Below are 23,879 nucleotides of genomic sequence, written 5' to 3'. Positions count from 1 at the left end.
TACTTCCACAAGAGCCTCCCTTGTGGCTTCATGTGCATAGCCAGTCCATGGGAGCCGTATGAACGGCAAGCCGCGCTGGCAGATCTTCGCGGGCATAGACTCCCAGTTTCCACTCAAGAGGCCGACTAATGAAGTGGCTGATCGCCCTCTTCCTGGCGCTCCTGTTGGCATGGCCTTCATTGGCGCAGACCCCGCCGCAACAGAAGATCGACGATCTTGTGCGGTTGCTGCAGGATCCTGAGATCCGTACCTGGCTGGAAAACGGGGCACCCCGGCCTGCGGGGGCGACGGCGGCTGCCGCGACCGTTAACGGTCCTTCATCCGACCTTGCCGCATGGGAAAGCTCTACTCGGGCTCGGCTAGACCAGACGTTGGCGGCCTTTCCGCGAATTCCCAGTGAAATATCGGCCGCCGCCGTGAGAATTCGAGAGGACGCTGTCTCAAGTGGTTACGCTCCCGTCTTTATCATCCTCGCAGGGCTGCTAGCTCTCGGCCTCGCTGCGGAGTGGATCTACCGTCGCACCCAACGCTTCTCGAACCTCGTTATCCGCGAACTAGCCCCGGTCGCGGTGTTCGCGATCACTATGGCCATCGTTTTCTTTGCCTTCAACTGGCCGCCGCTCGTACGCGTTGTCCTGTTCGCCTATATCTCGGCCTTCGTCCTTTACCGCGTCGGTTCCGTGCTGATCGCGCTCGCCTTGGTCGAGCAGCCGGCATCGCGGGTGCGGGCGCACATCATCCTGGGCATCGCGGCATTCGCGATGGCAACCGTATTGGCCGGCGGCTATACCGGCGTGGATCCGGCTGTTTCGGATGCCGTTTCTCTAGGTTTTTCCGTACTCGTGCTTGTTCTCGCATCCGAGGCCGTATGGTCGAGCCGGCACATTCCGGTTTCCCGCAAAATACTGCTCACGGCGTTCCTCGTAGTCGTATGGATGTTCTGGTGCCTCGATCTCAAGGGCTTGTTCTGGTTGAGCTTATACGCGCTCCTGCTGCCGGAGGCGCTGAGGGCGGTTGGACGCGCAGCCGCATCCCTATCCCCAGCCGACCCCCATAGTCTGCAGGGGGTTCTGATTGTCCGAGGCGCGCGAGCGCTCGCAGTGGCGGCCGCCCTCGGTTGGCTGGCGCTGGTCTGGCAGTTCAATCCGGACTCGCTCGGCCACATGAATCCTACGGTTGCGGCGATCTTCTACGGCTTGTTGAAAAGCGTCGTGGTGCTTCTCATTGCCGATCTCGCCTGGCAGATCGCGAAGACCTGGATCGATAGGAGCATGGCAGCCGCGGAGCAGAGCGGTGGCATGTCGCCGGCAGAGGCCGCGCGACGCGCCAGGTTTCGTACACTTCTGCCGATCTTTCGGCACGCTCTTGCGGCCATGGTCATCGTCATGACTGGACTGATAGTGTTGTCGGAACTCGGAGTCGAGATCGGCCCGCTGTTGGCGGGTGCAGGCGTTTTCGGCGTGGCGCTGGGATTCGGTTCCCAGACGCTCGTCAAGGATGTCATCAGTGGCATTTTCTATATGCTCGATGATGCTTTCCGGGTCGGCGAATACATCCAGGCCAGTAGCTACAAGGGGACCGTGGAAGGGTTCAGCCTGCGCTCCGTGCGGCTGCGCCATCACCGGGGTCCGGTCTATACCGTACCCTTCGGCGAACTCGGCGCCGTCCAGAACATGAGCCGAGATTGGGCGGTTGTGAAATTCATAATCTCGGTTGCCTACGACACCGACGTCGCGCAGGTGAAGAAACTTACCAAGGCGGTCGGTAAGGAACTTCAGAAGGACCCGGAATTCGAGCCTCTCATCATCGAAACCCTCAAGATGAAGGGGGTCGAGAAGTTCGGCGACTACGGGATAGACTTGAGCTTCGGCATGATGCTGAAGCCGAGCCAGTTCCAGTCCATGATCCGACGGCGGGCTTACGCAATGATCAGGGAGGCATTCCAGCAGAACGGCATCAGCTTCGCGCACCCCATGGTACAGGTCGGCGGCGAAGAAAAAGACGGCGCGGCGGCGGCGATGGCGCTTCGCTCGCAGCAAATCCAGACGGCGGCGGCGGAGGGCGTGAACGCTTCGCCCCAAAGCTGATCGAACGAGCATCCGGAGCGATCTTTCGCGAGATACCGGAACATCTCGAGGGCGGAACATCAGACGTGGCACGGGCACAAGGGTCTGCTTCATAGCCCGGCACCCAAGGAGACATGAACGGCCTCGACCGATGAACCCGAGCTACCGTTATGCGCCAGCCGGTCAGAATTTCCCGCTGATGTCCAGGAAGATCGCATCACCTTTCATGCGGTTTTCCACTTCCACCTCGTGCAGCCATTTGAGGGACAAACTCACTTCCGTCTCTTCGCTCAGCTTCGCCTTATAGGAAAGATACGGTCCGATAGCGATCGAGCGTCCGCGAAACCCGTCCCGGGCGTCCGCAAACGTACTGTCATCGTCTTCAAACTGGTAGAGAAAACCGGCCAGAGCGCCGACGGAAAAATTCTCCGTCACACTTTTCGTCACAGCCAGATCGAGATGCGCAGTTGCACCGCTGTAATAATCGGTGTCCTGATTTTCGGTGTTGATGTCGATGCCGAGCTTCGCAGAAAAGTCCAGGCCATGCTCGGGAACGAGGCGCGTGAATCCGATTGCTGGAGTAAAAGTCCAATAATTGAGGCCGACAAAGGCCAGTTCTCCCTCCTCCCACGTGCCGGTCGGGGCGGTTATCGTCAAGGAGGTGGAGAAGAACGTGTTGAGCGCATCGTTGTGCCAGCCAAGCATGATAGGTGCAAACGCAATGTCGCCCAATCCCGCCACCTCGTCGTCGGCGTCGAAGGGTCCGACGGTTGCTGTAGCTCCGGTCCAGCCCACGGGGATCGCCGCCTGAAATCCATAGGTCCAGTTTCCGGGAAGATCCCAGTCGGGGACGTACAATCCGCCGAAAATTGTCGCCCAGATATCGGCCTCAAGACCGACCGCGATCGAACTCCCCCCAAAGGGCACGTCACTACCCGCTTCGCCATGGTAGTAAATGTTTGACACTGCCCAATAGAAACCGGGCGTCGGCGGTACAATGCCCGCCCCTGGGCCGGCGAACGCTCCCGGGATGTAGCGGCCGGCAACGGCCTCAGTGGCTCTCGCCTTGTCCAAACAAAGAAAGGAGGCGGCAACCACTGCGGATGCTGCCAGCATGTACGCTTTCGGTGCAGGCATATTCCTCTTCCCCTCTCAGAAGTTCACATGCGGAATTCCCGATTCGATCTTGAGGTCGTATGGCCGGTCGCTGACCATCCCCAATACCCCGTCTGATGTTGCCGTTGACGCTGCTCCCTTCTTCGAATGCCGTTAAGTTGCGTCCGAATGCCACCTTCCGGGACCGGATGCCCGATCCGGCTCGAAGCGGCAACTCGCGGTCACATCTGTCCCCCACCGTCTGATCGTGACGACGATACACCAGACGGAAGAAGGAAATCACTGCAGTTCACGTCGCCGAGCGCGGACGCCGGCCACTCGGCAAAGGCAGCGAAAGGCGTCATTGAGAGAACGGAGCCATGGCGAAACATTGCTATTCCTCCCTCGGGACGCTCGACAATGGCGCACTCAGAACTTTGCTCTGGCGTTCCCTGACCTCCGCCAGATCCCGTTCGAGGAAATAATTGAGGAAAGTGCGGATCACTGCGACGGCTGCGATGCGTCCCACCGCCTCCCAATCCGTTGTGATCGATGTTTCGATGATATCCGCTGCGAGCTGGAAGGTGAGCGCCGCCACCAGCCAGCGCGCGTAACGCAGCCAGATGTCGCGCCGCTCATGACCGGAGGGCGAGCTGAGCATCGCGCGCAGCCCGACGAAGAATGCCTCTGCCGTCCCGATCAGCACGATGACAAGCGCCATCCAGTCGATGATGACGATCCCGTTCTCCGTCACGGCGATCAGCCATTCCTTCATGCCACCTGGCTCCCTCGAAAAGGGGCGGCGACTGCTCGCCGCCCGCACACGGCATCAGTCGCCGCCTGCCGCCTCGCTCATCTTTGACATCGCGTCGTCGATAGTGAAGCTGTTCGGCTTTTGCACGGCCGGAAATTCCCTGAACGTCTCCGCGAACTTCCCCGCCACCGCCTGCACCGCGTAGATGAGGTAGGCGTGCTGCATCATCCAGTCGTCGTAGGTGTTGGATGTGACGGTCGCGAACTCGTATGGATCGGTGCGCAGGTTGTAGATGACCGGTGCCCTCAGTCGCGTGAATGGGTCCCGCCAGACAGCAAGCTTGCCCGCCGTGCGCTGCTCCATGAACGTAATCTTCCAGTTGTCCATGCGGATCGACAGCACATCGCCGTCATCGCTGAAGTAGAAGTAGAAATTTCGCGGGCTTTTCTCTTGCTCGCCGGTGAGGTAGGGCAGCAGGTTATAGCCGTCGATATGGTTTTTGTAGGTTCGCCCGATTGCCTGATAGCCCTTCTTCAGCTTCTCCACCACGTCAGGGGCGCCGGCTATCGCCAGAAACGTCGGCAGCCAGTCGTGGTGCTGCACGATTTCGTTGCTGATCGAGCCGGCCTCGATCTTCCCGGGCCAGCGCACCAGCATCGGCACACGGAAGGCGCCTTCCCAGTTGGTATTCTTCTCGCTGCGGAAGGGCGTCGTGCCGCCATCAGGCCAGGAATTGCGGTGGGGACCGTTGTCAGTTGAGTATTGCAGGAAGGTATTTTCGGCGATGCCCATCTCGTCGAGGAAATCGAGCATCTGGCCGACATTCTTGTCGTGGTCGATCATCGTGTCGTGGTAGCCGGACTGCCAGCGCCCGGCCTGGCCCCGGCTCTCCGGCTTGGTATGGGTGTAGAGATGCATGTGCGTGGTATTGAGCCATACGAACCAAGGCTTGCCGGCCTCCTCCTGCCGACGGATGAAGTCCTGAGCGGCCGCTACGAAGTCGTCGTCGCAGGTCTCCATGCGCTTTCGGTTGAGCGGTCCCGTATCCTCGATCTTCTGCTTGCCGACCCGGCCCCAGCGCTCGTGCTTGGTCGGATCGTCCTCATCGGTCGCGAAGGTGTGGAGGACGCCGCGGGGCCCGAACTTGTCGCGAAAGTTCGGAAAATCCTTCGGCGATGGATAGTCCTCCATCTCCGGCTCCTCCTCGGCATTAAGGTGATAGAGGTTGCCGAAGAACTCGTCGAAGCCGTGATTGGTAGGCAGCATGTGGTTGAGGTCGCCCAGGTGGTTCTTGCCGAACTGTCCCGTCGCATAGCCTTGCTCCTTGAGAAGCGCCGCGATCGTGACGAGCTTGTCGGACATGCCGATGGGTGCGCCGGGAAGCCCGACCTTGGAAAGGCCGGTACGGTAGACGCTCTGGCCCGTGATGAAGGCTGACCGGCCGGCGGTGCAGGACTGCTCGCCATAGCTGTCGGTAAACATCATGCCTTCCTTGGCGATGCGGTCGATATTGGGCGTACGATAACCCATCAGCCCGTGCGAATAGCAACTCAGATTGGAGATGCCGATATCGTCGCCCCATATGACGAGAATATTCGGCTTTCCGTTCTTCGGTGACTTGGCCATGAATCTTCCTCCTGTTGCGGTCCTCCGGTCGCGACCGGAAGACCGCGGTAAGGTCTCTAATTGTTTGACGTTCTGGCAGCTTCCATCTTAGCCATCGCCGCTTCGAGGGCCTTGTGAAGGCTGAGCGTGTCGGCGCCCTGCCGGGGCGGATAGTCCTTCAGGCTCTTCAAATGCTCACCGATGAACGACTGGCCGGCGGTCGGCGCCCACATCTTCTGGGCGAAGAACTTGCGGCCCGCATAACCCCATTCGTGGGACTCCGGATCGATCTTCTCCATGGGATCCATCAGCAGGTTGAAGAGATATGGAACGCTTGGATAATACTTGTCATTCCACCAACTGCCCTCCGATTTGAGGCCGATATGCATCTTCCAGGCGTCTACGCGGACGGCCATCAGGTCCGTCTCGTCGTAGTAGAAGAATTCGCGCCGGGCGGACTTCTTAGAGGCGCCGGTCCAGTGGTCGAGGTTGTTGTAACCGTCCAGATGGACCTTGTAGGTCGCACCGTTCATCTCGTGCCCCTTGAGCAGCTTGTCCTTGAGGTCAGGCAAGCCGGCTGCCGCTGCGAGGGTCACAAACAGGTCCTCGTGGCTCTGAATGCCGTTGGATATGGAATGGGCGGGTATTTTTTCCGGCCAGCGCACCATGCATGGCACCCGCAGCCCTCCTTCCCAGGTCGTTCCCTTCTCTCCGCGGAACGGCGCATAACCACCGTCGGGCCACAACATGAGCTCGTTGCCATTGTCCGTGGTGTAGACGACGATGGTGTTGTCGGCGACGCCGAGTTCCTCGAGCTTCTGCAGGAGCGCGCCGATGTGTTCGTCGTGTTCCAGCATTTTCGCACGCACGACGTCCTCTTCGGCGCGTCCTTCGTCCACCGCCATCTGCACGTACTTCTTTTGCGGGTGCGACCAGATGTGGATTGCGGTCGTATTGAACCAGCAGAAGAAAGGCTTATCGCCCTTGCCGTTCCTATCCAGCCAGTTCAACGTTTGCTCCAGCACCTCGCTGTCGAAGGTTTCCATGCGCTCGCGTGTCAGCATGCCGGTGTTCTCGATCTTCTGTTTGCCGACGCGGCCGAAGACGGGGTCCGTGGATGAATCGTCCTCGTCTGTCGCCCAGGCATGCAACACGCCACGCGGCCCGTATTTCTTGGTGTATTCGGGTTTCTTCTGTCCCGGGTAATCGAGCTGCTCAGGCTCTTCTTCCGCATTCAAATGGTAAAGGTTGCCAAACCATTCGTCGAAGCCGTGCACCGTCGGCAGGAACTCGTTGCGGTCGCCCAGGTGGTTTTTACCGAATTGGCTGGTCGCATAACCTTGCGATTTCAGCACCTCGGCAAGTGTCGGATCCTCCTTCTGGATGCCGCGCGGCGAGCCTGGAATACCGATGGTCGTCATGCCGGTGCGAACCGGCACCTGCCCCATGATGAAGGCTGCGCGGCCCGCCGTGCAGCTCGCCTGGCCGTAGTGATCGGTGAAGATAATGCCTTCGCGCCCGATGCGGTCGATGTTGGGCGTATCGCCCATCATGCCGTTGGCATAAACGCCGACGTTCCACATCCCTATGTCATCGCCGAAGATAACGAGAATGTTTGGCTTGTCTGTCTTGGCCATAGTGCTAACTCCCTATTTGATAGCTGCTTGTTGATAGCTGCTTGCGCGGATGACCGGCTTCAGGTCGTAGGAACCGGCTGCTTCTTCCTCTTTCGAACCGGGCAGCCGGCTGTTTCCTCGGGCGGTTATCCGAACGGCCCGGCCTGAAACACCATGCTGAGGATGACGACGACTCCCATGATCAGCAGCAGGATCGCGGTGATCAGCGTTATCGAAGGGGGAAATTTGCTTTCGGCATGAACGAGCCCATCCCGCCGCATTGCCTCCCGCTCGTGGCGCAATCCCAACATGAACTGAAGATGGTAGATGATGCCGCAGACGAGCAGCACTATGCCCAGAAGGACCAGCGTGACGCCGAAATTGCGGGGTGCTGCGGCATGCGTGATGGTGCCAGCATCGCGCATCCTCTCGAAGAATTGGAAGATGGTGAAGCCGAAGGAGATCAACGACAGCGACGTGCGGATCACAGACATCAGCGTGCGGTCGGCGCTCATCCGCGTACGCTGGAAAGACATGCCGGTCCGGCGCATCGACATTTTGGTGCGATCTGTCGAAAGGTCGGTGCGGTACGTGGAAAGGTCACTCCTGTATTCCGAGAGGGAGGTACGGTGTTCCGACAGGCCGGTCCGGTGGTTGGATAGGTTGGTCCGGTAGGCGGAATATTGTACCGAGGCGACGTCCGATTTCGACTCGTCGACTTTCGGGATGGGCGGCACCGGGCTTTCCGGCAGTTTCGCAGGCCTTTGGGGAATTGCTTTGGGCGGATTGGCCATGTCGCTCACATGTTTCAAGAAGTGGGTTTGCGGGCGAACCACCGGCCGGCGATGAGTTCGACAAGCCAGCGGAAGACGAAATAGGGAATGAGGGCGAGCAGCAGCGCCATCACCACGGCCTCGGCCGGATAGAACCGGTCGAACTCTCTCAGCTGATAAATGACGTCCATACCGATGCCGAGGAACAGGACGCGCGCCGTCGAGATAAGCCCTTCGCGCAGGCGACCGTGCCGGACTGTCGGATCCCTCCAGTTCGTCCAGAAGAAGGAGGAATGACCGTGCCTCGCATCGGAGATACCGTCCGGCAGCGCGGCGAGCAGCGCCATTGCCGGCTGCAGGATGAACCGGAAGGTCATAGGGCCGCCAAGCCGACCGAAGATATCGCTCCAAAATCGCTGGTGAACCTCCGCCGAAAAGCCATGCAGCAGAATGCCGAAGAGCAGCAGGACGATCGCGAGCGCGACGACGGTCCAGGTCAGCGCCAGCTGAAGCCGAGAAGAGTCGTCGTCCTTGCTCATTCCTGGCCTCCTTTCCGGATATCGCGACGCAGCCACCATCGCTCATCAAGCTGTCCACGTGCCGGGCATGTCGTGCCGTCGGACGGAAGACCTCAGCCGGCGGCAAGATCGCATCAACCGATCCCTTGAAGCCGAGCAGATAGGAACCTGCTCCCGCTTCCTGGCTGAACGGCAGCAGAAGAAGGGCGACTAGCCCAAGAAAAATGCCTTTCGGATATGCTTGTCGTGCCGTATCTGATTGCCGGATGCTTTCAGGGGCAGCATCCGGCGCTTCGGTGAAAACACAAGTACGTTACGGTAAATGTAACTGTAAATGGCCGGCCCGTTTACGTCGCTGAGCGATCAGTCTTCCCGCGCGTAGGCGGTGGCCAGCGTCTTCAGCCGGAAGCGTGCTCCCGCCTTGCGCAGACCGTCCTCGATAGACGCGACGAGGTCGGGCCTATACCGATGAGCCACCATTCTGGCGCGGAACGTGCTCTCGAAGTCGGGAAACTCCGCACGGACTTCCGATAGCCGCTGTGCGGCCTCGGGAGATCCGAGTTGCCCGAGCGCCGCAGCCTTCAGCATGCCCGCGACGCCTCCTCCCGTGACCTGCTCCGCCAACAGGGAGGCGTCCGACCAGTCGCCCCTCCGGTAAGCGTCCAGTGCCTTCACCAGAATCGCTTCGCGCGGAACGAGGTCTGGCGAACGCCCGGCGTCTGCCGCCATATCGTTCGCGGCGTCCCAGTAACCAGCGCTGAACAGGACGCTCGCCAGGGTGGCGGCTACGTCGGGATTGTGTGGGTTCAAGGCAAGTGCGCGGTTGGCGGAGATCAGCGCACCGTCCGTCTTGCCCGCCGCGACCTGAGCGCGTGCCATGGCCATCTGCACACGGTCGGAAAGCGGATCGACGGCAACTGCATCCTCGGCGAGTTGAACCGCACGAGCGGTCGAATGCTCATCCGCATTCAATGCCGTGATCTCCGAAAGCGCCGCGGCGGCGTCCGCATGCTTTGGATCCAGTTTGAGCGTTCTTTCAAGGCATTTCGCTGCGCGTCCGATCTTGCGGGCATCGCCATCCTCCAGCGCGCCTTCGGCGTGTAGCACGCAGACGTTCCCAAGGGCGCTATCGGAAGTTTTCCGCAACTCGAGCAAAGTGATGACACCTTTCGTTGCAGCCAGCTTGCCGGACAGCGTGGCCGCGACATCCTCCCGCATTGCTGCCGGGCTCTTGCCATTGGCCTTAACGTTTTCGACTCCTGCTTTCAGGAGATGCCCGGACTTGCCTTCAACGATCTGCCACCAGACGTTCCGGTCTTCGCCATCCGCATAGTATCTTATCTCGACATGGTAATCGGTCTTGGATGCGTGAGGTCCAATCGGTTCAGCACTGACGGTCAGGGTCTGGAATTGGGTGAGCGCGGTCAGCAGCATGTCGCGGGTCAGGCTCGCCTCGCCGTCGAGCTCCGGATCCAAGGCTCCGACAGCGACGCCGACGGTGGGAGGTTGCGTGAGGACAGGACGGCTGTAGAGCCAGGTGCCCGCGGAGACGCCTGCCGTCACGCAGACTATCGCCGCCGCCGATACGACCACAGGCCAGAACCTCGAACGACGAGGTATCCCCCGGGGGGCGGTCTTCGGGCATGCTCCGATGGGTTCAACCGGCGGTTCGCCGATGTCGTGGTTGCCGCCGCCCGAGGAGTCGACGATGGAGAGCCTCGATCTCGTAAACAGGGTGACATAGCGCCCTCGAGGTATTTCGATCCAGACGGCCGCCTCATGACCGAAGGCTTCATAGTAGTTCTCTAGTGCGGATCTAAGCCTGCTCATCTCGATGCGAACGATGGGGTCGACGGATGATTCGAAACTCGATGTTCTTCCGAGGACATCGACGGCGATCGCGAACGCCTTCGTTCCTTCTTCACAACCGGCGAACTTCCGTTCGGAGAGGTAGATCAGAATGGCTTTCTGTCGTCCGGTCGCATGAAACCGTTCATCGGAACTCAGCCGCGTCAGCTCCGTCCGTGCCTCCGGTTCCGATACTTCCGAGGTCCCGGTGTCGTGCTCTTCAGCGCCCATGAACGCCCCTCGCAACGAATGGTCCGACTTAAGTACAACCCAGAGCCACTATCGCGTAATTGACAAGAAGTTTCAACATAGATTGCTAATTAAACTTTAAGTTTTAGAGAATTGCGATTTTGTACGTGCTATTCTGACACACTGGAGTCGTGGGTGAGACAATATTGGATGACGTCTGATTCGATTTCCTCACAGATCATGCGGTACTCGGCGAGGAGCGTCTGGTCGGCGTTGTGTCGTTCCTTGCGGAGCCGTGCGAGCGTGACGCTGGCGTCCTCGTAGGCTGCGCAGAGCGCATCCAGGCGGTGGGACTTGGCAGCCAGGATCTGGAGATCGCCTCGCATCGTGGGCAGCCTCAGCATGAGACGCCAAAGGCCTCGACGCGACCTGACCTTCTCGCCGGCTTCGTCGGTATAGTCGTCAATGGGCATCGGAGACCCCTCGTCAGTTTTTGCTCCCGAGCCTCCTCCGAGGCCGGGCGCATTGGAAGTACGTTACAGTAAATGCAGATGCGGACTGTGCGAGGAGGATGTCGCAGGCGCGTTGATTGCAACTGAAGAGCGTGCCCAGGCTAAGAAGGATTGGCTATCAGAGAAGCAGCAGCTTCTTGAGAACGGAAAATACCTCCTTGAACGGCAGCTTCATCGCTCCCGCGATTGCGAACGGCAGCAAAGCCGCGGCAGCCACGGGCAAAACCGCGAAACGGTTTACGAGCACCCCCGACAGCTTGCGGAAAGCATCAAACTGTTTGGACACGTCGGATGTTTCCTCCTTTTCGTCCCGCTCCTCCGGCGAGTCCGCCACGACATTTGCGCCGAGCGCCTTCCGCTCGGTCGCGCGCTGGAACCGCGTCGCTTGCGCACCGCAGACGAGGACGCCGCTCTCCTTGAGCCGCACCAACGGACTTGAGAACGCCGCGAGCGGAAGGACGAAGAGCGCCAGCACGATCGCCAGCCATCCCCCCGTGATGCTGGTGAAGGTGGTCATGCTGATCGTCTCGTGCGCAAGGTGCTTGGCGACCGCAGCTGCCACGGCTGAACTCGCACCGAGCACGGACAGCATGTAGGCATTCGGGTAATCGGCAAGAAAGGCGAGCCCTCCATTTCCGTCGGGATGGGTAGCAACGAGCCGAAGGTCGAGGGTGGCGATCTTGCGTAACAGCAGTGCCCAGACCAGATGCCTCCATAGCCCGCGCAGAAACAGGAAACCGAAAAGCGGCAAACTGACGAACAGTGCCCACCATCCCGCCGGGGTTATGCGCGGCCCGTCAGGCGCCGGATCGACGGCCCAGGAGGCCGCAGGCGAAATGCCGGTGAAGGCGACGACCGAAAGCATGATACCGAATCCCAGACAGACCGCCTCCGCCAGAGCCGAATCCCTGCGCCGTAGCGCCATAGCGACCGCATCCCCAGCGGCAGGCAATGAGTGCGGAGCGATCAGGGGCGCACGGACGAACTGCCCGAGCTTCATGCGCAAGCCGCACTCGACCTGTTGCTCGGCCAGAAGAAAAGCGCCTACCGCGATCAAAAACTTGGCCCAGACGCCCGGATCGGCAAGATACGAACGAGGATCGGTGATGGAGAGAACCAGCGGCACCAGCCATGCGAGAGCGGTGAAGATCAGCGCCCGCGGTCCGGCCCTAAGCGCGTGGTCCTCGAGCAGGGCGAAGCGCTTTTGAAGATCATAGAACGGGCCGCCCCGAAAAGCGAGGAATTCGAATGATGTCTCACCGGAAGCTGCCGTTGGGGTTGGGGCAGCGTTTTCAGCGGCCTCTCCCTTCGCCCCCATGACGTCAGTCTCCCGTCACGACCCAATTGTCGTTCGGGTTGAACTGCCGGATATCGGCTGCAAGCCTTTCGGTGTCCTGCCCGAGATCCGCCTGATAGACGATGCCGTTGCGATTGACGACGAAGGTGTGAATCCCCGTCTCGCCATAAACGACGGGCCAGGCGACCACGGCGAAGCCTGCGATCATGTTGCCGTTGATCACGTAGTCGTATGCGCCGCCGGCGATGTTGCTTCCCTGACGGGTAAGGATCTTGAAGCGGTATCCGAAGTAACCCTTGCCCTCCGCAGCCCTGTCGATTTCCGACTGGCGAAGGTCACCTGCAGGACTTGGGCCGTCGCCTTGATCGTCCGGCCAGTAAAGGCCGTCCGTGCCGCCCGGCGCGCTGATGAACTTCTGCGCGTACTCGAGGACGCCATCGCCGTCGTGGTCGTCGAGAGCATAATCCTCCTGCGCATCCACATACGCCCGCAGCGTTGCGATCGTCTCAAGTTCGTTTTCTCCGACGCGGCGGTTGGCGATCTCCTCGATACCGGCCTCGGTGTCGAATGCCCACTTGTTGCCGGGTGTTTTCACAAGCGGAAACGGCAGCGGCCAGAGCATGTCGCCGACCTCGACGATCCGGCGCTCGCCGTCGCTTTCGAGAGCCAGCCGTCTTGCGGCGCCCTCTCGGATCATCGAGAAGGCGTCCATCACGCCCTCGCCCGCCTTGAGCTTGGCCGCGTCGAGCCCGAGCAGGGTTGCGACCCGGTCGACATCATTTGCCGCAAGCGCCTCCCTCAACGCGGTCAGGGCCTCGTCCGGATCGTCGAACTCCTCGGGTTCTGTGGTCGACACGTATTGCCCGAGCCCAGCGGGATTCTCCTGGGCGCCGACGTCACTGGCAGGAAAATAAAGCAGTGCGGGTGCGAGCGCCGCAAAAGCGATTTTTATCAATCTGGTCATGACATGTTCCTTTCGCGGATCATCAACGGCGCCGGTGGCCGCCACCGCCGCGGTGCATTGCCGGCCTGGAGCCTCCACCCGCATGGAACTCCCTGTGCGGGCGTCCGCCGCCGTGCAGACCTCCGCCGAGTGCCTGCCCGCCGCGCTGCGAGTGAACCTTCGCCACCTTGCCATGCCTGACTTCGCCCAGACCGGATGGGTGTCTCGGCCGATTGTCGCGTTTGGCTGCCGGACGGGGTTTGCCGACCTTGCGTTCGATCTTTCCTGCGGATCGACCGGCATCGGCCCGCCTGGTATCTGGCCGCGCCACAGGGCGGGGCGGATTGCGGTTCGCCACAGCGCCGCCGCCAGGCCGCCTCGAGCTATCGATCTTGTTTGCTCGGATATCCTTGAGCGCCGTCTTCCGCTCGCGCAGGTTCGTTGCGGAACCCTGCCGAACGTCCTTTGCCCTGTCACGAAGGTTCTTGCCGCCATTTGCCTCGATTCCGTTCTTGATGCTGGTGCGGTCGAGATTGGCGAACTGGTTCTTGTCGAAATTGATCTTGCTCCGGTCGACGTTCTTCCAGTCGATATCGTTGAAGTTGAGCCTGCGGTTAACGTCGATGTCGTTCATGCATCTGTTGCAGTCGATGTCGATGTCGCCACCGTCGAAGCGGCCACCCCATACGCCCCAATTGTCCCAGTCGACTACGGAAGCGAAGATCGCCCCGGTTACGGCGCCCGCAAAAAAGGTCGCCGTCGGATACCAGTAGTTCGGATAGGGGTCCGGATAGTAGGACAGCGGCACCGGCTGATAGTCGGGCTCATAGAGCATCGCAGGTTCGTAGTGCGGAACGTAGATCTTTTCCGGATCAGCAGCCTGGATGACGACATTGTCGTTCTCCTGAACGACCTTGATCTTGTCGTCGGTCTTGATGATATCGGCGGCGACGGCCTTGTCGCGTAGCGCCTGAATGGCGACGAGCACGTCCTTCTGCTGGTAAGCGACGGCGTCGCCGAAGCTCTGCGTCCAGTCGAGGTCGTCCGCCATCATCCTGACGATTTCGGGATAGTTCAACAGCGAGACGATGCTGCCGTCCCAGCTCTCCTTCGGCTTTAGGTTCGAATCCTTGGCGTGATTTTCGAGAAACCGCGACGCCTCCACGATCTGCAGCGGGTAGAGCGAGACCGAACTGATCAGTGCAAGAAGTTCATCTGGGTAAAGGGCGATACGCGCAACCAGAACTTCGAGTTCGTCTTCGCTCAATGGATCGGGCTGGTCTGCCGGCGAGGATTGAGCCGCGATCGTGGTGGACTGGGCGGACACAGTGCTCGGCCACTGGGGCACGGCTATGGACGCAGCCGCCAGGACGACCGTCGCCGCGAACGTCGACCGTTTGACGATGGAGGATGGGTTGATGTTCATGTCGGCCTCCCATTTCTCTGGACAACGTTCCCAGGCTCATGCGGGCTGTACGCTCTTCACAATGCCCGTGCTGTCTATCACGCAGTTGAACTTGCGGCCTACGGCATCAATGTCGACGCCGTAGGCCCCGGTCTCGAGCGGGCGCGATCCGGTCGGCAGGATCTTCGCCCGATCGAGACCGCTCTGTTTCGCCACCGCATCGGCGCAAAGGAGCTGGAGGTCGGCGGGTGCTGTCTGCACCGCCGTCCGCGACATCTGCTCGGGCGGCGGCGCCGACTGGCAGGCAGCAATGGTCGCTATCGCCGCGATAAAGATTGCCGGTGATGATCGGCGCTGTAAGAAACTGAGCAATTCCCGTCCCCCTTTTCAGACGCCCTTATACAGGGCTGCGCCCTGCATCAGGACAATGACCTTCGCCCCGATCTTCACCCGCGAGTGAAGGTCGATGATGTCGTCGTTATTCATGCGGATGCATCCGGAAGAGACGTCGAGACCTATCGTCCAGGTTTCCGGCGTCCCGTGAATGCGGTAGATGGTGTCGGCGCCGCCTTCGTAGAGATAGAGAGCGCGTGCGCCGAGGGGGTTCTCCGGACCGCCCGGCATCCCGGAGGCCCATTTGACGGCATTGGGGTCGCGGGCAACCATCTCTGCGGGAGGTGTCCAGGTCGGCCATTCCGCGGTCCGTCCGACGCGCACGATTCCGGCCCAGCCGAACCCTTCCCGCCCCACTCCGATACCGTAGCGAATGGCCTGGCCGCCGGGCTGCACGAGGTAAAGGAAATGCTGGTTGCCGTCGATGATGATCGTGCCGGGCTGCTCCGCCGTGCGGAAGGTGACGCGCTGCATGCGGAATGCGTCTGGGAGCTGTTGGTTGCGGGCGAAATACTGGCGCGCGGTTTTCTTGTCGTAGTCGACCCATTTTCGGGTCTTTGGATCAAAAATCTGCGTCTGCGCGGCCAGCGCGACGAACGCGGCCAGCCAGAGGACGGCAGATGACAATGCGATGGTTCTAAATGCCTTCTTCATGGCTTCGCCCACCCATCGATGCGAGTGGCGTTTTGCCTGACCCAATTTTCGGCGTAGTCGGGAGCTGGCTGGCGCTCCACCTGCAGTGCATAGGTCATGCTGGTCACTTCCTGCGGTGTGAAGTCGATTTTCTCGAGAAAGGCAGCCACGTCCGGGTGCTTCGAAGCGAAGGACTTCGAATAGGCGATATGGAATTCGGAGGGCGGCCAGGCGACGGGGGCGCTTGAATGCGTGATCCAGAGCGGATCGTCCCCCAGGGCGATTTTCCATTTCGCGGGATCGTGGCCGGGCTCCTCCAGACGCGTTACCCGATGGAGCTCGAAGACATTGTGCGGCGCATAACAGGCGAAGACCATGGGGCGGCCCGTCGCGACGGCAGCATCCACCGCCGCCATGCCGACGTCCTCCTCCGCTTCCACAAGCGCGAGGTTTTTGGAATATCCGTAGCTATTGGCGCGCACCCGTTCGATGCCGGTCGACGTCCAGGTCTGAGCGCCGATCCATAACTCTCCGCGGCCGTCGCCATCCGTATCGAGCAGAGCGCTCTTGTCGGCATCCGTCAGATCGGTGACGCTTCGTATTCCGGCCTTGATGGCGTCTTCGGTGGCGCAAAGGCCTTCCCATGCGGCGACGGAACGCTTCGCGAGGACGACCACCTTCTTCTCGTCCACGTATTTGGCGATCGCCGCGTCCAGGTTTGGCCGCCAGACCTCGGGGTGGATGTCGACGTCGCCGGTTTCCAGCCCGGCAAAGGCAATGAGCGCACCCATTTCGCGCACCTCCGACTGCAGGCCGAACTTCTTGTCGATGGCGACCTTCAGGATGTTGGCGGTGGCCTGTCCCGAGGGCCAGTTTGGCATTGCGATCGAAAGGTCGGCGGCATTCGCCGAAGCTGAAACGCCTGCGAGCAGGATGGAAAGAATAGCTGCACGCAGCCGGCGACGCCCGTCGGCACCCGATACCGGCTGTGTTTTGCTACCATCGTCACGGCCTGAGACTTTCATTAGCATGACGTGCCTCTTTGAGTGTCGTTCATCTCTTGTCGCCGAAGCGTGCGGCCACACTACTTCGGAAACAGGAAGGTCATCGCGAGCCTGAACCCCCAGCCTTCCGGCCCATTGTCGGGCGCCGTCGCCCAGTAGCGCGCGCCTGCGGTCAAGCTGACAGACTGTTCGCCGAACTTGACCAGTTTGGAAACCTGAAAATTGAGCGGCACCGACCAGTCGTCGCTTTCCCAGTCGTAGGTGCTTTCGATGTTCAGCGTGAAGGTCCAGGCGTCGGGCGTCGTAAGGGACACGAAGGGCTGGAGGAAAGTGGAACTGACATCGCGCCGGTCACCATCGCCTGCGACCGACCAGATGTGGTTTGCAAGCGCGCCCACGGTCCACGATCCCTCCTGTTTCAGGACGACGGCCGTCGGACCGAGGCCGAACTTGCCGCTGCCCAGCAGATCGTCGGTCGCGGTCGGCAGAAGGAAGACTGGCCCGGCACCCCAGATGATCCCGCCCGCCGTCGGCTCCTTGGGAGAGAAGAAGAAGCTCTGAGTGATATCGCCGAGGCCGAACTGGCTGCCGGACGGGCCGGCAACATCATCCTGCCAGATCACCGGCAGGATTGTACGGGAGATGACGTTCCAGTTTTCGTTGAGGGAGATGGGAATGACCGGCTGGATGTTGAGGATCTGGCGATGGCCGTCGTCCGGGCCGAAGCCGCGGTCGTAATTGAACTGGAAAGGCACGCTGATGAGCGACGCCACCGGATTGCTGAGTTTCTGGGCAAGATCGGTGTCGGCATCCTGTGCGAAGGCAGGGTCCGACAGAGATCCGAAAACAATCGACCACGCTGCCAAGGAGCCCGATGCTGATGGCCTTGTCATCACGACTCCTTTCCCTCCTCCTGATCCAGCCCCTGTCTCCGGTTCACGGTTTCGGGATATCTGCCGGCGAAAAGGTGCCCATGTCGGACGGGCGGATGGAAGTACGTTACAGTAAATACCCCGGCATTTACGTCCGTGGGAGGAAACCGCTGCCACTCGTGTTAGACTTCCGCCAACTGCTCTTCGGGCGTGCAGAGGGCACGTAAATCGACGGGCATTTACCGTTACGTACTTCCTGTTTACATCGCGCGCAGCGATGCTGCGCTCTGGTGAATCGGAGGCAGGCATGACACTTGCGGTCGAGAGGATACCAAAGCTGTCGACGCCTACGGATGGAATGGCCTGGATATCGGGCCAGACATTCACGATGGGCTCGAACCACCACTATCCGGAGGAGGCGCCGGCTCACTCCGTCGATGTCGACGGATTCTTTATCGAGGAGACGCCTGTCACCAATCGCAAGTTCATGGAATTTGTGAAGGCGACGGGCCATGTGACGGTCGCAGAAAAGATCCCCGACGCCGAAGACTATCCCGGCGCGCTGCCCGAGATGTTGAAGGCCGGTTCGCTGGTCTTCGTCCAGCCCAAACAGGTCAGAGGCGCCGACATTTCGCAATGGTGGACATTCAAGTTCGGGGCGAACTGGCGGCGGCCGCTGGGTGGGCTGAGTGACCTGCGCGGCAAACTCGATCACCCGGTCGTGCATGTCGCCTATGCCGACGCGAAAGCCTATGCCGATTGGGCCGGCCTCGATCTGCCGACGGAAGCTGAATGGGAATTGGCGGCACGCGGCGGCCTCGACGATGCAGAATACGCCTGGGGCGAAGAGTTCATGCCGGGGGGAGTTCCACGCGCGAACACCTGGCAGGGCATCTTTCCGGTCAGCACCGTAAAGCCCAAGGGACAGGAACGCACCACACCCGTCAAAGCGTTCCCGCCGAACGGATACGGTCTTTATGACATGATCGGCAATGTCTGGGAGTGGACCTGCGACTACTGGTCCGCCCGCCACCCCGAGCCCGCGGCGAAGTCCTGCTGCATCCCGAAGAACCCGCGGGGCGGCCCGGAAGATGCAAGCTACGATCCCAGCCAGCCGTCGATAAGGATCGCCCGGCGTGTCCTGAAAGGCGGTTCGCATCTCTGCGCCCCGAACTACTGCCGCCGCTACCGACCCGCCGCCCGCCATGCCGAACCGGAGGACACCTCCACAAGCCATGTGGGCTTCCGCTGTGTGAAACGCGTACCTGCATAGGAGAAGTCCATGATCAGGCAGTCTCGAAACATAGATGCGGTCCTTGCCTCGCTTCTCGTCGCTTTCGTTCTGTTGCTCCTGGGACTATTGCGGCCCGCTCTCGCCCAGGAGCCTCTTCCCTCCTGGAACGATACGTCTGCCAAAACGCGGATCATGGAGTTCGTTCAACGCAGCGTCACCGAGGGCGGCGAGGGATACGTGGCCCCCGTAGACAGGATCGCCGTATTCGACAACGATGGCACGTTGTGGTCGGAGCAACCCTACTATTTCCAGCTCGGCTTCGTCCTTGACCGGGTGCAGAGGCTTGCCCCGCAGCATCCGGAGTGGAAGGAAAAAGAGCCTTATAAATCCGTTCTCGCCAACGACCTCGCCGGCGTGGCGAGGAACGGCGAAAAGGAACTCGTCGATCTTGGCATGGCGACCCATGCCGGCATGACCACCGACGAGTTCAACAAGATCGTCACCGACTGGTTTGCAACCGCGCGGCACCCGAAAACGGGCAAACCTTTTGACGAGATGACGTTTCTGCCGATGCGGGAACTGCTCGAATATCTCCGCGCCAATGGCTTCCGGACCTTCATCGTCTCCGGCGGTGGCATCGAATTCATGCGTCCGATTACGGAAAAAGCCTATGGCATTCCGCCCGAGCAGGTGATCGGCAGCACGATCAGGACGGAGTTCGCCCTCGTCGGAAACGTCCCGGTCCTGCGGCGGCTGCCGGCGATCGATTTCATTGACGACGGCCCCGGCAAGCCTGTGGGCATCAACCAGTTCATCGGTCGTCGCCCGGTCTTCGTCGCCGGCAATTCCGACGGCGATTACGACATGCTGCGATGGGTGACCGGCGGAAAACAGCATGGCTTTGCGATGATCATCCATCACACGGATGGCGAACGCGAATACGCATACGACCGGAACTCTGCTTTCGGGCGTCTAGACAAGGCATTGAACGAAGCCGAGCGTCGCAACTGGCTGGTGGTCGACATGAAAGCTGACTGGAAGAAGGTCTACGCCTTCGAAAATTAACGGCACGAGCTCATCCGGGAGCCTAAGGCTTGGAGGTGCTGTCGGAATTGCGGGGCCCGGCTTATGCTTCTTTGGCTGCCTTTGATGAGGGGGTTGAACTGGAGGATTCGCCGCCGGCACCATACTGGTTGGTGATGGATGCCGCGAATGGAGGCAGTCAGCCGTACGAGCCTAAATTGCGCCAAACTTATCATAGCGGGAACCCCTACCTTCAGCCGGCTCTGCATGTCGCTGATATCCAAGTCGAGCTACCGCAGTTTCGTAGCCATGGCGTGCCGAAGCAGGTGCGGAAAGACTCGCCCCGTAATGCGCAGACATCGGGCAGTAGGGATATTTCCTAATTGCATAGATTGCTAAAGTAAGGCATCAGAAACGACAGGAGGATAAAGGCTGCACTTTCGTGAGATGGTGCTGCCTATCATAGCCGACGTGAATTGGCTATTCGAGGGAGGGCAGCGAACATGGTGGAGCACGGTCCCTCAGTCCGTTTACTCGGCGCTGCGCCGTTGGCTGGTTTCGTTCCGGAGGATACGCTGGAGCCGGAGCGCTTCGTCCTTGATGTAAAGGATCAACTGGATCGCATCCTGGCAAGCGAAGAACTTACCGTTCCCGACCGCGCAAAGAAGTTTCTCAAATATCTGGTGGATGAGACGCTTGCAGGCAGGTCAGACCGAATAAAGGCCTATTCCATTGCAATCGAGGTATTTGGCCGCAGTCAATCATTCGATGCTCAGAACGATCCGGTTGTCCGCATTGAGGCGGGTCGAATCCGCCGCGCACTTGAGCGTTATTATCTGATCGCTGGCCAGGCGGATCCCATTCTCATCAGCGTTCCAAAAGGCTGCTATATACCGCGCTTCGCTCGGCGCTTGACACAGAACACGGGCGGCTCACGGGCAACCAATGAGTCCGGACAACGACCTGACGCGCACGCTGAAGTTCACCACCTGAACCGGAAGATGATGATACTTGGAGCGCTGGCCGTTTCCCTGGCCGTGGGTGCAACAGGTTATTACAACTGGAATGCATCGGACCAGCCGGCCAGCTATGTCGAATATGCGCCGCGGGTGTTTATCAGAGATTTCGAAGATCTCGGCACCAATGATCATTCGACGGTATATGCCCGCAGAGTGTCTGCTGAAATTGCAAGCCGGCTCGCCAGATTCAAGGATATAATCGTAATCACCGCGCCTACAAAGGAGACTTATGAACAAGTTCCGGCCAGCGGCGGGATTTTTGACCTGGGTGGGTCCATACATACCTCGGGAACCCATCTCCACCTGATAGTGAACCTTTTGGATGGATCAAGTGGAGAAGTTCTGTGGACTCGAACCTATGATGGCGAGGTCGACGTCGGGAACCCGGTCAACTTCCAGAAATATGTCGCCGACAGGGTCGCAACGGAAATCGGCCAAGCGTATGGGGTCATCGCTCGTGAAAATTTCGTGAGCCTGAAGTCGACTTCCCGCAGCGACACCGAGGCCTATACCTGCCTGATGTCCTACTACGGCTACAGGCAACAGCTCGATTGGAGCCCACGCGCTGATATTCTAAGCTGTCTTGAGAAATCGGTGGAGAGGTTTCCCGAGTATGCCACGGCCTGGGCTTTGCTGGCCGCAGTTCTCCTGGATGAGGAGCGCTTTGGCCCCAGCGATGTCCCCAAAGACCCGACCTCTCTGGAACGCGCGTTTGCGGCGTCACGTACCGCAATCTCCCTTGATCCGAACAATATTCGGGCTCAACAAGCCTTGATGACAATCTATTTCCTGATGAACAATGTCGAGATGGGTTTAAAGACGGGGCGCGAGGCATTGGCCCTTAATCCGAACGACATGGAACTCACCGGCGAGTTCGGCATTCGTCTGGCCGCATCAGGCTCCCTGGCAGAGGGAGCGGCCCTGATCGAGAAGGCGCTCGCAGACAATCCCAGCAACGCCAACTACTACCTGACGTCCCTGGCGATGATTAATTATCTGCTCGGACACTATGCCATTGCGGCGGATCTCATTCGTCGTGTCGAAAACGTCGACAATCCATTGCCGCACCTGATCGCCGCGGCAACCTATGCTCAGAGTGGAATGATGAAAGAAGCGCAAACAAGCGCGGGCCGCTTCTACGCCACGAAATCAAACTTTCTGGACAAGATCGACGCCGAATTGAAAAAGCGAAACTTCTCCGACAGCGACAAAGCGCACTTCCTGGATGGTATTCGCAAGGCCGGCCTGTCGTTTCGAAGCGCATCGCTTGCCTCGGCAGGCCAATGAGCGCATTCCATGTTAAATGCCTTCTTCGCCCGAACAAGGCCTGCTTGCCGCTCGACGCGGAAGTCAACCGGCAGACAATATATCCTGTATTCAACATATATAACATTCACATTATACTATAAATCTTGATTCAGGCCGCAACTAATCAGGTCGAAGATTCTTTAGCGTCTCCCGCGATCTACAAGAGTGATCGGAGCGGCCACTGTGGTCGCCGCAACCCTGCCCACCGTATCGACCGCGCTGTAGACAGTCTCGCCGATACCGACATCCGAGTCCGTGAGGGTCTGTCCCGTTACCAGCCGTGAGCCGATCAACTGCACAATCTCAGGGCTTTCCGCGAATTTGCCGTGGTTGAGCCAATCGTCGGTCTTGAGCCTGGTGAGGTCCACCACCGTAACTCCGGCAGTTTCCAGCTTGGTGCGGTATGGTTCGGCTGCAGGATTGATCAGTCCTACCCGGTCGACTCCGCCCGAGATCCGCCGCGACACTTTGAGCGCCCGGTCGTCTTGCGACACAAAAATGGTGATCTTCGGCTTGTTTTCCCCAAGTTCCCACCATTGGCGCCCAAAGACGTCGACGTCGAGATCCGGCGAGGCGAGGATGACATTCTTTATCTTGGCGGCGACCCTTCCGTCACGCAAAGCCATCTGCCTCAGCGATTCCATCGCCAGCCATGTGCCCATCGAATGGGCCATGACGGTTACCTCCTTGACCGTAGGGTCTTCCGCGATGATCCCGAGCCCCTCCTCCAATGCCGTGCGTGAGAAATTCGTGCTTTCCTTGTCATAGTTGTAGTCGAGCAAATTTGCACGGGACGGCCAGGCGAAGAGCAGAGGAACGACCTCCGCATCGGCATCGTGCACGATCTGGGCAAAGCGAAAAACCGAATCCTCGTAGCGGTTATTGAACCCGTGGACGAAGACAAGAACGTGTCCCGTCTTGTTATACTTCTGAAACCATTTGCGCGCCTCGGTGCCTCGCTCCACATTCTGCGCCCTGACGACCGCAAACTCCTTGCCCGGATCAGGCGGCAACTTCTTTGGCCATTGCACCGTACCGGAGGACCGATGCGGTGGAATCGAAATGGTGATGTCGGTCAACGATAGCGTCAGGCTGCGTTCCCCTGAAAACAGGGTCGCGGAATCGCCTGATGGCTTTCGACTGGTGGCAACTAGCATCGTCACGGTCGATGCCGATGCCGACTGCTGGCCGGCGGCGATCGGGGTAAGAACACCCTCGGGACGCCCGGCACACCCGGCAACAGCCAGGCCGACCAGAAGAGCGACGGCCCGGTTCGCACGCTTCCGCATGGAGCCGACGGCTTCGCGGCACCTCCGATCGCTTGCAGGCAGTGCGATATATCCAGGACCGGCGCGCCGTGGGGTACAATTACGACGACCGACAGAACTCTCGACCAAACGATTTCTCCTCTCGAATACTCGATGCCAAAAGGGAATGAGCCGTCCTGCGATCCCGTTTTTTCCACTCGTCATTGATGGAGAACGGTATGACAGGCTGCACATTGACGAAGCCCCTGTCACCATCATCAGGTCCGTAACCGTGATCATAATTGAACTGAAAGGGCACGCTTATCAACGACGCGATCGGATTGGAAAGTTGCTTGGCCAGTTCCTGAGTTCCCTCCTGAGCCGCCGCGTGGCCGGCGAAGGCCAAAGCCGCAATCATGACGGATGCGCAGGCTGCGATTGAAAATTCTGATACAAGTCGCATGGCTCCCCTCCAGGGCCTGGTTCGTTTTTTGCTGCTGTTGCGTGTGCGTTCCTCAGTTTTTA

The 23,879-nt window shown here is 59.9% G+C and carries 20 protein-coding genes and 1 pseudogene; 4 read left to right on the top strand and 17 right to left on the bottom strand.

The genetic code is table 11. The features are described 5' to 3' along the window. Positions 1–128: 128 nt before the first annotated feature. Positions 129–2,087 carry a mechanosensitive ion channel family protein gene (locus JL39_RS01750; RefSeq protein ID WP_037145528.1) on the top strand — a complete coding sequence of 653 codons (1,959 nt, stop codon included), beginning with the start codon at positions 129–131 and terminating at the stop codon, positions 2,085–2,087. A gap of 162 nt (positions 2,088–2,249) precedes the next feature. On the opposite strand, the gene JL39_RS01745 is transcribed toward JL39_RS01750, so the two are convergent. From JL39_RS01745 to JL39_RS01675, 15 genes are all read right to left on the bottom strand, one after another. Beyond that, on the bottom strand, positions 2,250–3,203 hold the full coding sequence (locus JL39_RS01745) for a transporter (protein WP_037145526.1): 954 nt from the start codon (positions 3,201–3,203) through the stop codon (positions 2,250–2,252). A gap of 352 nt (positions 3,204–3,555) precedes the next feature. Then, positions 3,556–3,936, bottom strand: coding sequence for a DUF1622 domain-containing protein (locus JL39_RS01740; RefSeq protein ID WP_037145524.1), 381 nt, complete (start codon positions 3,934–3,936; stop codon positions 3,556–3,558). 54 nt (positions 3,937–3,990) lie between these two features. Further along, positions 3,991–5,541 carry an arylsulfatase gene (locus JL39_RS01735; RefSeq protein ID WP_037145522.1) on the bottom strand — a complete coding sequence of 517 codons (1,551 nt, stop codon included), beginning with the start codon at positions 5,539–5,541 and terminating at the stop codon, positions 3,991–3,993. 56 nt (positions 5,542–5,597) lie between these two features. Continuing rightward, entirely contained in the window at positions 5,598–7,157 is a 1,560-nt protein-coding gene (locus JL39_RS01730) for an arylsulfatase (protein WP_037145521.1), read from the bottom strand. A 125-nt stretch (positions 7,158–7,282) separates the two neighbouring features. Further along, positions 7,283–7,930 carry a DUF202 domain-containing protein gene (locus JL39_RS32350; RefSeq protein ID WP_037145520.1) on the bottom strand — a complete coding sequence of 216 codons (648 nt, stop codon included), beginning with the start codon at positions 7,928–7,930 and terminating at the stop codon, positions 7,283–7,285. A 14-nt stretch (positions 7,931–7,944) separates the two neighbouring features. Then, positions 7,945–8,448 (bottom strand): hypothetical protein, encoded by a 504-nt coding sequence (locus JL39_RS01720; RefSeq protein WP_037145519.1) that lies wholly within the window; start codon positions 8,446–8,448, stop codon positions 7,945–7,947. Positions 8,449–8,790: 342 nt separating this feature from the next. Beyond that, entirely contained in the window at positions 8,791–10,506 is a 1,716-nt protein-coding gene (locus tag JL39_RS01715; RefSeq protein ID WP_037145518.1) for a hypothetical protein, read from the bottom strand. A gap of 128 nt (positions 10,507–10,634) precedes the next feature. Beyond that, on the bottom strand, positions 10,635–10,937 hold the full coding sequence (locus JL39_RS01710) for a hypothetical protein (protein ID WP_037145516.1): 303 nt from the start codon (positions 10,935–10,937) through the stop codon (positions 10,635–10,637). A 157-nt stretch (positions 10,938–11,094) separates the two neighbouring features. Next, a complete protein-coding gene (locus JL39_RS01705; RefSeq protein WP_052182582.1) occupies positions 11,095–12,294 on the bottom strand; it encodes a hypothetical protein in 1,200 nt (399 codons plus the stop codon). A 4-nt stretch (positions 12,295–12,298) separates the two neighbouring features. Beyond that, the gene (locus JL39_RS01700; RefSeq protein WP_037146053.1) at positions 12,299–13,237 is read right to left on the bottom strand and encodes a DUF2950 domain-containing protein; all 939 of its coding nucleotides are present in this window, start codon (positions 13,235–13,237) and stop codon (positions 12,299–12,301) included. 22 nt (positions 13,238–13,259) lie between these two features. Beyond that, complete coding sequence (locus tag JL39_RS01695) at positions 13,260–14,642, bottom strand: DUF3300 domain-containing protein (protein WP_052182581.1); 1,383 nt, start codon at positions 14,640–14,642, stop codon at positions 13,260–13,262. 36 nt (positions 14,643–14,678) lie between these two features. Then, positions 14,679–14,993 (bottom strand): hypothetical protein, encoded by a 315-nt coding sequence (locus JL39_RS01690; protein ID WP_037145514.1) that lies wholly within the window; start codon positions 14,991–14,993, stop codon positions 14,679–14,681. A 15-nt stretch (positions 14,994–15,008) separates the two neighbouring features. Then, positions 15,009–15,680 (bottom strand): L,D-transpeptidase, encoded by a 672-nt coding sequence (locus tag JL39_RS01685; protein ID WP_081952645.1) that lies wholly within the window; start codon positions 15,678–15,680, stop codon positions 15,009–15,011. Further along, positions 15,665–16,672 carry a glycine betaine ABC transporter substrate-binding protein gene (locus tag JL39_RS01680; RefSeq protein ID WP_052182580.1) on the bottom strand — a complete coding sequence of 336 codons (1,008 nt, stop codon included), beginning with the start codon at positions 16,670–16,672 and terminating at the stop codon, positions 15,665–15,667. Before JL39_RS01680 ends, JL39_RS01685 begins: the two co-directional genes overlap by 16 nt. 59 nt (positions 16,673–16,731) lie before the next feature. Beyond that, positions 16,732–17,544, bottom strand: coding sequence for a hypothetical protein (locus tag JL39_RS01675; RefSeq protein ID WP_037145512.1), 813 nt, complete (start codon positions 17,542–17,544; stop codon positions 16,732–16,734). 286 nt (positions 17,545–17,830) lie between these two features. Between JL39_RS01675 and JL39_RS01670 the strand changes: the two genes are divergently transcribed. The 3 genes from JL39_RS01670 to JL39_RS01655 all read left to right on the top strand — a co-directional run bounded on the left by JL39_RS01670 (position 17,831) and on the right by JL39_RS01655 (position 22,086). Then, positions 17,831–18,796: a formylglycine-generating enzyme family protein gene (locus JL39_RS01670; protein ID WP_037145510.1), complete on the top strand. Its 966-nt coding sequence runs from the start codon at positions 17,831–17,833 to the stop codon at positions 18,794–18,796. A 9-nt stretch (positions 18,797–18,805) separates the two neighbouring features. After that, the gene (locus tag JL39_RS01665; protein WP_052182579.1) at positions 18,806–19,822 is read left to right on the top strand and encodes an HAD family hydrolase; all 1,017 of its coding nucleotides are present in this window, start codon (positions 18,806–18,808) and stop codon (positions 19,820–19,822) included. 461 nt (positions 19,823–20,283) lie between these two features. Then, positions 20,284–22,086, top strand: a complete 1,803-nt coding sequence (locus JL39_RS01655) for a hypothetical protein (RefSeq protein ID WP_052182578.1) — start codon at positions 20,284–20,286, stop codon at positions 22,084–22,086. A 161-nt stretch (positions 22,087–22,247) separates the two neighbouring features. On the opposite strand, the gene JL39_RS01650 is transcribed toward JL39_RS01655, so the two are convergent. Both JL39_RS01650 and JL39_RS31415 read right to left on the bottom strand, forming a co-directional pair. After that, positions 22,248–23,396 carry an alpha/beta hydrolase gene (locus JL39_RS01650; protein WP_052182577.1) on the bottom strand — a complete coding sequence of 383 codons (1,149 nt, stop codon included), beginning with the start codon at positions 23,394–23,396 and terminating at the stop codon, positions 22,248–22,250. A 172-nt stretch (positions 23,397–23,568) separates the two neighbouring features. After that, positions 23,569–23,772, bottom strand: a pseudogene (locus tag JL39_RS31415) (transporter); the annotation flags it as partial. Positions 23,773–23,879 lie beyond the last annotated feature (107 nt).

The organism is Rhizobium sp. YS-1r (genome assembly GCF_000757525.1).
GTDB classification, from domain to species: domain Bacteria; phylum Pseudomonadota; class Alphaproteobacteria; order Rhizobiales; family Rhizobiaceae; genus Neorhizobium; species Neorhizobium petrolearium.
Note: the sequence above shows the minus strand (reverse complement) of the source record. Positions and strands in the feature narration are given on the sequence as shown.